The organism is Ruegeria profundi (genome assembly GCF_049800715.1).
Lineage (GTDB): Bacteria > Pseudomonadota > Alphaproteobacteria > Rhodobacterales > Rhodobacteraceae > Ruegeria > Ruegeria profundi_A.
Window position 1 is genome coordinate 1 of sequence record NZ_JBNAFO010000019.1, and the last position, 12,761, is coordinate 12,761.

Consider the following 12,761-nt stretch of genomic DNA (forward strand, 5'->3'; position numbering starts at 1 on the left):
ACGCTGATCCCACTGCTCCAGCATTTTGCTTCATACAATGGCCCGACGGACATAAACCAAACCGCGATGCGGTTGATTGCGCTACAACCGTTTGGCGATGGGTACTGGGTCAAGGCTGATATCAAAGCACCATATGACTGGGAGAATGATGCTTGGCCAGCGACCGCTGAGTTCCAGATTGGCAAGAACCTCAGTCCTGGCATCGCAATTTATGCTGATTTCCTCATCGGTATAGGTTCCGACCGCCCCTACGATAAAGGTGCCGGTTTAGGTTTGCGTTTCAACTACTAGTTCACCCACACCCAACCTCGGCGAAGATCATCTATGTCACAGTCCAGAACTCTGTTCAGCCATTTGTTTTCTGCGTCTATCTTGACCCTTCCTGGAACTGCCTTGAGCCAATCCCTGCCCGCTCCGGGTCGGTAGGAAATAAATTGGCGTCACGCCGCATCATTCTTTTTGTTCACTCCGCTCTGAACTCGGGGAAGATCAACAGTCTCTGGGCGATCCGCTGAGATGGATTTGAACCTTTAAACTGAATCCGTCGTTCGCGTTTCTAATCCCCAGTCAGCGATGCTTAGGCCCAGAGTTCTGAGAAAATAGACTTCTATTACGATCTGTACCCAAGACTTTGCAAAGTCCGCTTTCTGCGCATTGCTGTCATTGGGGCGTCGAGCAGCATCGGTCAAAGTGGGCTCGAAGCAGTCCTTCGATGCGGCTGACGCAATCGGCCGCTTTGGGCTGAGTGCAGGGGCAGGGCATTCTGCTGATCAACTAAACTCAAGTAAAACAAACTGCGCCGGTTTCCGGGTTGCGAAGAGGCTCACTGGCGTTTCGTTTGATGTAGACTTGAAACGCTTGAACCATCGAAACATTAAATAAGCGCAAGTATCTTAAGGTGTCGAATTCAATGGGTGATGTGTCTCAATAATTCGGTCCCATTGACTACGTACTCCGACAAAAGGCATAATTTCGATATTTACATCGCATAGTTATGATTATGATAAAAAATCTGCACTCTTTCAGGATACATACAAATCGCGGTTTCACTAGTCTTGGCTAGAAGATTGCATATTGGCCGGATGCTTACACTTGGGATATTCGTTACTATGACCCAAACGGGCGTTTTACAGATGCCAAAGGCAGGTTTCGTCGCAAAAGAACTGTTGGAGGAACCGACGAACGGTTGTCCATTTCAAAAAAGGATGTGGGAATACGCCTACTGTATGTTGAGCGGAGACACACCCGTCAGAGGATTCGTTACTGCCATTTATCACTCGCTATACAGGGCGTAAGCGCCGCGCTTCAATCGGAAGTTAAGCCTGACAAATCTAAAGCTTCGAGCGGTTTCGGACTGTCTCAACAACATTGTCATGCGCGCCGACCGTGATCCAAGCCTCATATTGCGACAGAAATACTCGACCGTTCAATTGATCAAGGAAATGAGATCGCTTCAGCCTGTCCATGACCGGTCCCTTGACCTCCGACAGATGCAGACCGACGCCCATATCTGACAAGCGCTGGTTGATCGCTTCAAGACTTTCCAACGCGGAGTAGTCAACTTCGTTCACCGCTGAAAACATCAAGATCACATGACTGACACTGCTTCCGTCAGGCACACGGTGCTGGATCAGATCTTCCAGAAACCGCGCGTTGACGAAATACAGGCTTTCATCCACGCGTAACGTCACTATGGACGGGATGGTTTCAACCTCGTGACGTAGAATGTTGCGGAAATGCTGCGAGCCGGGCACGAGCCCGACCTCGGCCACATGCGGGCGCGAAGTCTTGTAAAGGTGCAGCAGGATCGAGGTTACCACGCCCGAGGCAACCCCCACCTCGACCCCCAACCCCAACGTAAGGCCAATGGTGGCGGCGACCGCTACAAAATCTGCGCGAGAATAGACCCATGTCTTTTTCAGAACTGAAAAATCCACAAGACTTAGGACGGCAACAATGATCGTCGCGGCCAAAGTGGCCTTGGGCAGGAAGTAGACTAACGGGGTCAGTGCAAAGGCGGCGATGGCTAGCCCTACGGCAGTGAATGCACCGGCAGCCGGTGTTTCCGCTCCGGCATCAAAATTGACAACCGAACGCGCAAACCCACCCGTAACCGGATAGCCCCCAGTAAACGCTGCCCCCAGATTGGCTGCGCCCAAACCGATCAACTCCTGATCCGGATCAATCCGCTGGCGTTTCTTTGCGGCCAGTGTCTGCGCGACCGAGACACTTTCAACAAATCCGATGATCGAAATCAGGATCGCCGGAGCAATCAGCTCTCCTACAAGATCAAGGGAAAGGTCAGGCATTGTGAACGGAGGCAAGCCCTGTGGCACCGTCCCTACAATCTGCACCCCTTGAGCATTCAGACCCAAAGCCCAGACGGTAACAGTTGTGGCGACCACGGCGGCGACAGGCCCGGCTTTCGTCAGAATGTTGGCAAGAACCGGCCCTGCCCCCAAGAACCCAAGAAAATGTTTGAGGTGCTTGCGCACCCAGAACAAAAAGCCGGTGGCAAGGCTGCCGATTGCCAGCGTCACCCAATTTGTCTCGGGTAAATGCGCAAGGATTGATCCGATCATTTCAGGCAGTGTGTGCCCATGCGCATCGACACCCAGAATGTGCCTGAGCTGACTGGTCGCAATCAAAACGCCGGAGGCTGTGATAAACCCGGCAATCACTGGGTGGCTGAGGAAATTGGCCATGAACCCCAACCGCATCACGCCCATAAGCACCAGAAACGCGCCAGACAGAAAGGCCAAGGTCAGCGCTGCGACGGCATAGCCTGCTGTGCCCTGCTCGGCCACCTGCCCGATCGCGGTGGCGGTCAAAAGCGACACCACGGCCACCGGCCCGACTGCCAGCGCGCGGCTTGTCCCGAAGATCGCATAAAGCACAATCGGAACAATCGACGCGTAGATGCCAGCCTCGGGCGGCAATCCCGCCAACAGAGCGTAGGCAAGCGATTGCGGGATCAACATAATCGTCACGATCAAGGCCGCAATCAGGTCGTTGGAAAATGCGCCGCGCGTATAATTCCGGCCCCAATCCAGAACGGGGACCAATCGGCGAAGGTTGTTAATCATCTGAGGTCTTCCGATGCGCAGGACTATTCCGGGACCACGTTCAGTTTTTCAGGACGCGCCATCCATTCCTTGCCACGCAGCATTGCCTTCCAATAAATCGGCGGCAGCAGGCTTTCCTTTAGAAACCACGCCAAGCGACTGGGTTTGGTGCCGTCTATAAGAAAACGCGGAAAACTGGGCTTGAGCGCACCGCCATAGCCGAACTCGGCCAATACGATCTTACCGCGTTCGACGGTCAGCGGGCACGAGCCATAACCGTCATATTGCGCCGTCGCAGACCGACCTGCGATGTCAGCCACGATGTTATCCGCCACGGTGGGCGCCTGCTTGCGTGCCGCCGCCGCTGTTTTAGCGTTCGGTGCATTCATCACATCGCCCAGGGACCAGATATTGTCAAAGCTCTTGTGCCTTAGCGTGACCTGATCGACATCGACCCACCCAGCCGCATCCGCAAGCGGTGACACCCGTACGAAATCTGGAGCGGTCTGCGGTGGGCAGACATGGATCATGTCAAAGGAGACTTCGACCTTGCGCGGCTCATTGTCTGGTTGGGTCACCTGGAACACCGCCGTCTTTGCGGGGCCGTCGATTGCAACGAGATTGTGGAAGAAATTCAACGAGGCGTCGTATTTTTTAACATAGTCCTCCAGCGCCGGGACATAGTCCTTGACGCCGAACAGCACTCCGCCCGCATTCATGAACTGGATGTCAATGTCGTTCAAAACGCCCCGCCGAGACCAGGTGTCGCCGGATAGGTACATGGCCTTTTGCGGCGCACCGGCACATTTGATTGGCATCGGTGGCTGGGTAAAAATTGCCCTGCCCTTTTGCATCTCACGCACCAACTGCCACGTATATGGTGCAAGATCATAGCGATAGTTCGAGGTTACGCCGTTGCGGCCAAGAGTTTCCTCTAGCCCCTCGACCTTGCCCCAATCCAGCTTCAGACCCGGGCAGACGACAAGTCGGTCGTATTTCACCACTCGGCAACCATCCAAAACGACGGCGTTGCTTTCCGGCTCAAACGCGGCGACGGCCGCCTTGATCCAATGCACGCCTTTGGGGATCAGACTGCCCATGGTCTTGGCCGTCGTCTGGGCATCAAAGATACCGCCGCCCACCATGGTCCAACCGGGCTGGTAGTAGTGAACATCTGACGGATCAATGACGGCAATATCCAGATCGGGTTGCCTCGATTTCAGACTGGCAGCGACCGAGATCCCCCCTGCCCCCGCGCCGACAATCACAACCTGAATATGGGCGTCGCCCGTATCTGTTGGGGTCTTGCCGCCATTTGCGATCCGGCGGGCCACGCCGTTCATGTCGTAGCCCGCTGCCTTGGTGGCTGTCAGGATTTCGGCAATCGGCCGTTTCATAGCCTCGTGAAAGGACCATAGCGTGGCCGAGCGTGTCCCGGTGCGACAATAGGCAAACACCGGGCGTTGCAGGTCCTCAAGCGCTGCGCCAAACGCCTCGACATCCTGATCTTTCACCATGCCTGATTGCACGGGAACATAGCGGGCTTCGATCCCTGCGGCCTTGGCCGAGGCGGCGATTTCCTTGAACGAGGGCTGATCCGCCCCTTCGCTATCTGGCCGATTGCAGATGATCGCGCGGAAACCCCGCGCAGCGATTGTCCCGACATCCTCGACCGAGATCTGAGGGCTGACGGTGAATTTGGGTGATATCGTGCGAAACTCCATCTCTGTTCTCCTTCTGGCCCATTAGAGGGTGTTTACAGGCACTTTGAGCATCGGGTTGCCGTCGGGATCCTTGGGCACCTCGCCTGCTCTCATGTTGACCTGCAGTGAAGGGATAATGAGGTTTGGCATCGCCAGTGTTGCATCGCGTTCGGTGCGAAACTTGACGAATTCTTCTTTTGTCTTGCCACCGCCAACATGGATATTGTGGGCCTTTTCCTCGGCTACGCTGGTTTCCCAGGCAATATCGCGCCCGTTCGGCCCATAGTCGTGGCACATGAAAAGACGCGTCTCATACGGCAATGCCAGAACTTTCTGGATCGAGTCATACAGAACGCCGGCGTCGCCGCCCGGAAAATCGGCCCGGGCCGAGCCCCCGTCCGGCATGAAAAGCGTGTCCCCAACAAAGGCCGCGTCACCCATGACATGAACCATGCAGGCTGGCGTATGTCCGGGCGTGTACATGGCATAGGCCTGCATATTCCCAATCATATAGGTGTCGCCATCTTCGAACAACGCATCGAATTGCGAGCCGTCACGTTGAAACTCGGTTCCTTCGTTGAAGACCTTGCCGAACGTATCCTGCACCACGGTGATTTTGGAGCCGACCCCGATCTTGCCCCCTAGTTTTTCCTGAATATACGGCGCAGCGGACAGATGATCGGCATGCACATGGGTTTCGATAATCCACTCCAGCTGCAGGCCCTTGTCGACCACGGTCCGGATCAGTTCATCCGCGTGGTCAAAGGTGATACGCCCGGCCGCATAGTCGATATCCATGACACTGTCGACGATCGCGCAAGCGCTCGAGTCCGGGTCTTTCACGATGTAGCTGATCGTGTTCGTTGCAGCGTCAAAGAACGCAAATACGTCTGGCTTGATCGCCATGTTTACAGGGTAAGTGGCCATATCTTGTCTCCTCCGGGTTTTAACTCAGGTATGTGTTTGCAAATCAGGAGCCAGCGCCGCCTGCAGGCCCTTGCCGAGGGCGACGCCCACGACCAAGGCACCGACGAACGCAAAGACCTCCCATTGGCCCGTGCCCAGTGCGGGCAATGCGCCACCCGGGCAGAATCCGGCGATGCCCCAACCGATGCCGAACAGGGCGGACCCACCGACGAGCTTGGCGTCGATCTTTCGCGCCGATGGCAAATGAAACGCAGGTTCAAGCACGGGCGCGGCGCGGCCGAAGACCATCTTGTAGCCGACAAAGGTGGTTATCAGCGCGCCTCCCATGACAAAGATCAGGGACGGGTCCCAGGCACCAAACAGGTCGAAGAAATTCAGCACCTTGGCTGGGTTGGCCATGCCGGAAAGCGAGATGCCGACACCGAAGACCAAACCGATCAGATAGGTTGCGATGAGTTTCACGCTCTATACTCCAAAAACGTGGCGTGTGACGAAAACGGTGGCAAAGGCGAACAGCATAAACGTTGCTGTGGCTGCGATTGAGCGAACGCTTAGTCTGGCCATTCCACACACGCCATGGCCCGAGGTGCAGCCTCCACCCAGGGTTACGCCTACACCAACAATCACACCGCCCAGAACAAACGCGGCAGTGGAGACCGGCACCTGTACCTGAGGCATGTGCCCAGACATCGACCACACCACCACGGGGCCGGTCGCCATGCCGGCCAGCAACGCAGAGCGCCAAGCAAAATCACTGGAAGATGCCGGCCGCAACAGACCGGCCAAAACACCGGTTGCCCCCATCACGCGCCCAATCAGCAACATCAGCAGAACCGAGGCTACTCCAATCAGAACGCCGCCTGTCAGCGACGCCCAAGGGGTAAATGCTGTCTCGATCATCAGCAGTCCTGACATGTCTTTAGGCCAACGATGCGGTAAAGCGGGCAGTTGCCTACAAAGGCCGTGAGGGTGAACACACTCGCTACGATCAACGCTAGCCAGAACAGGAGCCCAGCCCCCAGCACACTCGTGCCCAAAGCCAAGTATAAAAGCATCGCAGCAATCAGAATGCGCAACGTGCGGTCAAGTTTGCCCATATTTGTGGTCATGTCACTCTCCATCGGGAATCGATGAAATCACAATTACACAGCGCTGCTCACAGCTTTGGTGACATGGTCACCAAACTGCCGAAGCAAATACAAAGTTTGTGTTCAGACCTCGGGCGTCGCCGATCTTGCCAAGCGTTCCAGCCCCTCACGGTCGGTCAAGCAGACTTCGCCACGCGACTGTTCTACCCAGCCACGGCGTTGGAATTCCGCCAAGGTCCGCGAGATCACTTCGCGCGCCGTGCCCAGCTCTGTACTAAGCACAGCATGCGTTGCGTGTACGGTCTCGCCTGCCCCCGCCAGCTCTAGCAGCCGAGAAGCCAGTCGTACGTCCATACGCTTGAACACGATATCGTCGATCAAAGTAAAGAGATCGGTGATCCGGCGAGAGTAAGCTGTAAAGACGAACTCGCGAAACACAGGGGATTTCGCAACCAGATCGTCGAACGTTTGGCGCGGGATAGCCACCGCTGAAACGTCTGTCTCGGCTATGCCGTCGGCGGAATAGTCTTCAAAGGCCAGCATACACGCCGTGGTCAGCACGCAGCTTTCACCGGCATGAACACGGTAGAGGAACACCTCGCGCCCGGTCTCAGATTTCTGCTGAACCCGGACGGTTCCCTCCAAAAGAAGCAATAGATTGTCAACCGTTTGGCCTGGCGCGAATATCTGGGTGCCAGCGGGTACGTTGACGATCTGGCTACCGCTGATCAGATCGTTGCGCACAGTATCCGGTAGGCGGCTGAGACCTTTGAACTTATCAATCCATGAGTGTTCCATAGCCGATAATCCCACCATTTTGACTGCCGTAGCAATTTTGCCAGAACCGTGCCGCTACTCAATGCGATATTTTGAATGTGAGGCGAACAACCGCGTTCTGAAAGACGCCATTCCTGTCACATGGCATTTCCCCGTGCTGGAATAGAATTGGGCTGCGTGGCTGGAGGTGGTGAACCCCCGCCCGCTTATCGCTCAGCAGTGTTTTTAAGCGATGCCATGAGGTTATGAAACTTCTCGCCTTGAACTGCGACATGGGAACGAAGGGCATTGGCAGTATCGTCCGCCAAGCCGTCCTCAAGAGCGCGAACGATGTCCTCATGTTCGGACATCGACTGCGCCATACGGCCACGAAATCGAAGCTGTTGCCGCCGGAAAGGTTTGAGGCGCCGATGCAGTTTGGAGGCCTCTTGTTCCAGAAACGAATTCCCGGATTGCTTGTAAATTATGCGATGAAACCGTTCGTTTTCGAGATAGTACGTATCTGGATCACCAGTATCGACGGCCTGCTGACATCTCGCGTTCGCGTCTGTCAGGTCTTTCAAGGCCTCCTCGGAAATACGCATAGCGGCAAGTCGGCCACAGACAGCTTCGAACTCGGCCATGACCTCGAACATCTCCATCAGTTCTACCGGGCCCGGCTGTCGTACAAAGGCACCACGACGCGGGATGAGATCGACCAGTCCCGACAGCGCAAGTCGTTGAAATGCCTCTCTAAGTGGCGTCCTTGAGACTCCAAACTGTTCGGCCAATTTGACCTCATCCAGACGGTCGCCGTCTGAGAATGTACCGTCAAAGATCAACTCTTCCAGTTCCTGGGCGATATTATCGGCAAGTCGTAAGTCCATAGGATTATGTATAGGACTCAATTTGCAAAAAATTCAAGAGCATTGATCTTGTATACAAAAACATTGACTAAAAAACATAACCGACTTAAGCATACCCTGACCCCGGTGCGCCGGGTCGAAACAGGGAGGAAATAATGAAAACCATTTTTAAGACAGCCGTTGCTGTCGCCGCACTTGTATCTGCTGGCACGCTTGTATCCGCAAAAGAGCTGCGCCTGTCGCACCAGTGGTCCAACAAGGACATCCGTCACCAGGTCGCACAGATCGTGGCCGATGAGGTCGCAGCCGCCGATGTCGATCTGGAGATCAAGATTTTCGGTTCAAAATCGCTGTTCAAGCCGCGCGAGCAATACAAGCCGCTCAGCCGAGGTCAGCTGGACATGACCGTTCTGCCGCTCAGCTATGCCGGTGGTCAGCAGCCCGCCTATAACCTGACTTTGATGCCCGGCTTGGTGAAAAACCACGATCACGCAGCGCGTCTCTCCGAGTCTCCCTTCATGGAGGCGTTGGAAGAGAAGATGGCCGAGGATGATGTGATGGTTCTGGTCCATGGCTATCTGGCTGGTGGTTTTGCCGGAAAAGACAAGTGCATCACCAAGCCCGAAGATATCGCAGGTTTGCAGACGCGCGCAGCGGGTAAATCCTTTGAGCAGATGCTGGCCGGGGCCGATGCTTCGATCGCCTCGATGGCGTCATCGGAAATCTACAACGCGATGCAGACTGGTGTTTTGCAGGCGGCCAATACGTCGTCATCGTCCTTCGTCAGCTATCGCATCTACGAACAGGTCAGTTGCTACACTCCGGCGGGCGACGTTGCCTTGTGGTTCATGTATCAGCCACTGCTGATGAACAAATCCACCTTCGATGGGCTGAACGAAGATCAGCAGGCCGCATTGCTGGCCGCGTCTGAAAAGGCACAGACCTACTATCTGGAAGAAGCCAAGAAGCAGGACGCAAACTCAGCCAAAGTCTTCGCCGAAGCGGGCGTTGAGATCGCCGAAATGAGCGCGGAAGACTTCGAAGCATGGCGCTCTCTGGCGCAGGAAACATCCTATAAGGCGTTCGTGGAAGAAGTCCCGGACGGGCAGGAGCTGCTGGACAAGGCTCTGGCGGTCGAGTGACCCTTTCTCGCCTGGGCGGCCTTGCTGCCGCCCGGCACTGATCTCAGTTCTGATCTTCAGACTTAATTGCATCTCAATCACTAGGAGACGCAAATGGCTGGCCATAGCTCTGCCGTTGCTTCCCATACCGGGAACAATCCTTTCCTTCGTCTTGTCGCTGCGCTTTCAACTCTGGCCGGATGGTGTTCCGCAGCTATGATCGTTGCTGCCGTCGCCATCACCTGCCAAATGATCGTCGTGCGCTTTGTCCTGAATGGCTCGACCATCTGGCAGACCGAAGCGGTCATCTATCTTGTCATCGCTGCTACGCTTGTTGGTCTGCCTTATGTGCAACGCCTGCGTGGGCATGTGAATGTCGACCTGATCCCGATCTCGCTGGCCCCGCGCCCCCGCTATTTTATGGCGATCCTGACCTCGGCCCTGTCCATCGCCATCGTCTCTGTCATGCTGTTCTACGGCTACGAGTATTGGCACTTCGCATGGGAGCGTGGCTGGAAATCCGACACCGTATGGGGTGTGCGCCTGTGGATTCCCTACCTGTCCATCCCGGTCGGCTTTGGATTGCTGCTGCTTCAGCTGATTGCTGACCTCGTCGCCGTCCTGCTTGGCATCGATAAACCCTTTGGTCTGGAGTAAAGCCGATGGACCCCCTTCTGCTCGGCGCCATTGTCGCCATCGCCACCATCCTTGTTCTGTTTTCGGGCGTGTCGGTCGCCATCGGTTTGCTGATCGTTTCAGCCGGGTTTCTGATTGTCTTCGACGGCCCGCGTTCGCTGGAACTGATGCCTGAGATTTTGTTCGGAAAGCTGGATAACTTTGCCCTTCTGTCGATCCCGATGTTCATCATCATGGGGGCGTCCATCGCGTCGACGAGGGCCGGAGCCGACTTGTACGAAGCCTTGGAACGCTGGCTGACCCGTGTACCCGGAGGGTTGGTCGTATCCAACCTTGGCGCCTGCGCTTTGTTCGCAGCCATGTCCGGATCTTCACCTGCCACATGTGCCGCCATCGGCAAGATGGGCATCCCCGAGATGCGCAAGCGCGGCTATCCCGACGGCGTTGCCGCAGGTTCCATCGCTGCAGGTGGTACGCTTGGCATCTTGATCCCGCCCTCGGTCACTATGATCGTCTACGGCATCGCCACCGAGACCTCGATTGGTCGCCTGTTTTTGGCCGGCGTGATCCCCGGCCTGATGCTGGTTGGTCTGTTCATGGCCTGGTCGCTTTATTCGACCTGGAAATCCGGTGACGCCACCCGTCTGGGGTCTGGAAGCTACACTTGGCGTGAACGTTTCGAGATCCTGCCGCGGGTTCTACCCTTCCTCGGCATCATTCTGGGTGTGCTGTACGCCATGTATGGCGGTATCGCCACGCCGTCGGAAACGGCTGCCGTTGGCGCCCTGCTCTGCCTGCTGATCGCAATGATCATCTACAAGCTGTGGAACCCCAAGGATATCTGGGTCGTGCTGCGCGACAGCACCAAGGAAAGCGTGATGATCCTGTTCATCATCGCCGCTGCCGGTGTGTTCTCGTACATGCTCAGCTCGCTGTTCATCACGCAGGCGATTGCCGAATGGATCGGTACGCTGGACGTGAACCGCTGGGTTCTGATGGGTGCGGTCAACGTGTTCCTGCTGATCGCCGGGTTCTTCCTGCCGCCCGTGGCTGTGATCCTGATGGCGGCGCCGATCCTGCTGCCGATCATCACCACCGCTGGCTTCGATCCGATCTGGTTTGCGGTTGTACTGACCATCAACATGGAGATTGGCCTGATCTCGCCCCCTGTCGGCCTGAACCTCTATGTGATCAACGGCATCGCGCCCGACATCTCGTTGAAGACCATCCTGACAGGCTCCCTCCCCTTCGTGGCCTGCATGGTAATCGCGATTGTCCTGCTGTGCCTGTTCCCCGGTCTGGCCACCTGGCTGCCTGACCTGGTGATGGGAGCGGCGGTATGACCCTTCTGGCGGATCTTCTGTCCACCGTGTTCGAGCGACGCTATCGCCGCTCGGGCGCCGCGGCTCTCGATGGCCGCCCGCTGACCGAACTGGCCGATGCTCTGGTCGGGTCAGCGGGCGAGACTTCGGGGCTGGCGCTGGCCGAGGAAATCCTAACCCGGTTCGACACTCTGGGCGACGAGGAAAAGCTGGAGTTCCTCCGCTATATCGCCTCGGCCATGAATATCGACCCCGAGGCGGTGCGGTCGTCGCTGGATGAATACGAACGCGACCCGTCGAAAGCGACCTATCGCAGCTTTGCGGCTGCGGTGGAACCGGCCCGGCAGGAAATGATCCGCCGATTGAACCGGGTGCCCGGTGCCACCGGCGCACTGGTACAGATGCGTGCCGATCTGCTGCGACTGGGCGGCAAGGAGCCAGAACTGCAGGCGCTGGATCTGGACTTCCGGCATCTATTCGCCAGCTGGTTCAACCGTGGCTTTCTGGTGCTGCGTCCGATCAACTGGGAAAGCCCGGCGCATATTCTCGAAAAGATCATTGCTTATGAGGCAGTCCACGCCATCGACAGCTGGGACGACCTGCGCCGCAGGCTGGAGCCCACTGACCGGCGCTGCTTTGCATTCTTCCACCCCTCAATGCCTGATGAGCCGCTGATCTTTGTCGAAGTGGCGCTGAACCAAGGCATCCCGGGCTCTGTGCAGGCACTGCTTGCCGAAGACCGTGATCCGCTGCCGCAGGATCAGGCGGATACGGCTGTGTTCTACTCGATCTCGAACTGTCAGGCCGGGTTGGCCAGCATCTCGTTCGGCAACTCGCTGATCAAGCAAGTGGCCTCGGATTTGGCGGCGGAAATGTCGGGGCTGAAGACCTTTGTCACTCTGTCGCCCATTCCCGGCCTGAGCCAGTGGCTGATGCAGGAAAACATCGAATGGGAAGTTGAAAAGCCCGATCAGATGAAGGCGCTGGCGGCGCATTACCTGCTGAACGCCAAGGGCCGAGGCAAAATGCCTTTCGACCCGGTGGCGCGGTTCCATCTTGGAAACGGTGCGTTGGTTCACGCGGTTCATGCCGATGCGGATACTTCGGACAAGGGGCGGGCACAGTCCGGTGGCACCATGGTCAATTATCTCTATGACCTCAGCCGCGTGTCGCAGAACCACGAACACTTTGCGAATACCCGCGAGGTGATCGCCTCGACCGAGGTCAGATCGCTTGCCGCGTCCGCCTCTCTCACATCGACACAGGAAAGGTAATCC

13 protein-coding genes are annotated in these 12,761 nt (G+C 56.6%); 5 read left to right on the forward strand and 8 right to left on the reverse strand.

All coding sequences use genetic code 11. From position 1 onward, the window contains the following. Positions 1–291: hypothetical protein (locus tag ACP15L_RS21435; protein WP_425085056.1), on the forward strand; the 291-nt coding region annotated here is incomplete at its 5' end. A gap of 1,040 nt (positions 292–1,331) precedes the next feature. Here ACP15L_RS21435 and ACP15L_RS21440 read toward each other — a convergent pair. The 8 genes from ACP15L_RS21440 to ACP15L_RS21475 all read right to left on the reverse strand — a co-directional run bounded on the left by ACP15L_RS21440 (position 1,332) and on the right by ACP15L_RS21475 (position 8,426). Next, positions 1,332–3,086 carry a SulP family inorganic anion transporter gene (locus ACP15L_RS21440; protein WP_425085708.1) on the reverse strand — a complete coding sequence of 585 codons (1,755 nt, stop codon included), beginning with the start codon at positions 3,084–3,086 and terminating at the stop codon, positions 1,332–1,334. Positions 3,087–3,109: 23 nt separating this feature from the next. Next, complete coding sequence (locus tag ACP15L_RS21445) at positions 3,110–4,789, reverse strand: TIGR01244 family sulfur transferase (protein WP_425085709.1); 1,680 nt, start codon at positions 4,787–4,789, stop codon at positions 3,110–3,112. A gap of 21 nt (positions 4,790–4,810) precedes the next feature. Beyond that, complete coding sequence (locus tag ACP15L_RS21450; protein ID WP_425085710.1) at positions 4,811–5,695, reverse strand: MBL fold metallo-hydrolase; 885 nt, start codon at positions 5,693–5,695, stop codon at positions 4,811–4,813. Between the two features lie 24 nt (positions 5,696–5,719). Next, positions 5,720–6,157: a DUF6691 family protein gene (locus tag ACP15L_RS21455; RefSeq protein ID WP_425085711.1), complete on the reverse strand. Its 438-nt coding sequence runs from the start codon at positions 6,155–6,157 to the stop codon at positions 5,720–5,722. A 3-nt stretch (positions 6,158–6,160) separates the two neighbouring features. Beyond that, entirely contained in the window at positions 6,161–6,595 is a 435-nt protein-coding gene (locus ACP15L_RS21460; RefSeq protein WP_425085712.1) for a YeeE/YedE family protein, read from the reverse strand. Next, a complete protein-coding gene (locus ACP15L_RS21465; protein WP_425085713.1) occupies positions 6,595–6,804 on the reverse strand; it encodes a YgaP family membrane protein in 210 nt (69 codons plus the stop codon). Before ACP15L_RS21465 ends, ACP15L_RS21460 begins: the two co-directional genes overlap by 1 nt. Before the next feature lie 102 nt (positions 6,805–6,906). Then, positions 6,907–7,581 carry a Crp/Fnr family transcriptional regulator gene (locus ACP15L_RS21470; protein ID WP_425085714.1) on the reverse strand — a complete coding sequence of 225 codons (675 nt, stop codon included), beginning with the start codon at positions 7,579–7,581 and terminating at the stop codon, positions 6,907–6,909. Between the two features lie 185 nt (positions 7,582–7,766). Continuing rightward, a complete protein-coding gene (locus ACP15L_RS21475) occupies positions 7,767–8,426 on the reverse strand; it encodes a GntR family transcriptional regulator (RefSeq protein WP_425085715.1) in 660 nt (219 codons plus the stop codon). Between the two features lie 134 nt (positions 8,427–8,560). Here ACP15L_RS21475 and dctP point away from each other — a divergent pair, with 134 nt between their 5' ends. From dctP to ACP15L_RS21495, 4 genes are all read left to right on the forward strand, one after another. Further along, positions 8,561–9,547: a TRAP transporter substrate-binding protein DctP gene (dctP, locus tag ACP15L_RS21480; protein WP_170463727.1), complete on the forward strand. Its 987-nt coding sequence runs from the start codon at positions 8,561–8,563 to the stop codon at positions 9,545–9,547. Positions 9,548–9,640: 93 nt separating this feature from the next. Beyond that, entirely contained in the window at positions 9,641–10,183 is a 543-nt protein-coding gene (locus tag ACP15L_RS21485) for a TRAP transporter small permease (protein ID WP_170378218.1), read from the forward strand. Positions 10,184–10,188: 5 nt separating this feature from the next. Then, positions 10,189–11,505 (forward strand): TRAP transporter large permease, encoded by a 1,317-nt coding sequence (locus ACP15L_RS21490; protein WP_170463731.1) that lies wholly within the window; start codon positions 10,189–10,191, stop codon positions 11,503–11,505. Then, positions 11,502–12,758, forward strand: a complete 1,257-nt coding sequence (locus ACP15L_RS21495; RefSeq protein ID WP_425085716.1) for a malonyl-CoA decarboxylase — start codon at positions 11,502–11,504, stop codon at positions 12,756–12,758. The genes ACP15L_RS21490 and ACP15L_RS21495 overlap by 4 nt, the downstream gene beginning before the upstream one ends. Positions 12,759–12,761: the final 3 nt, after the last annotated feature.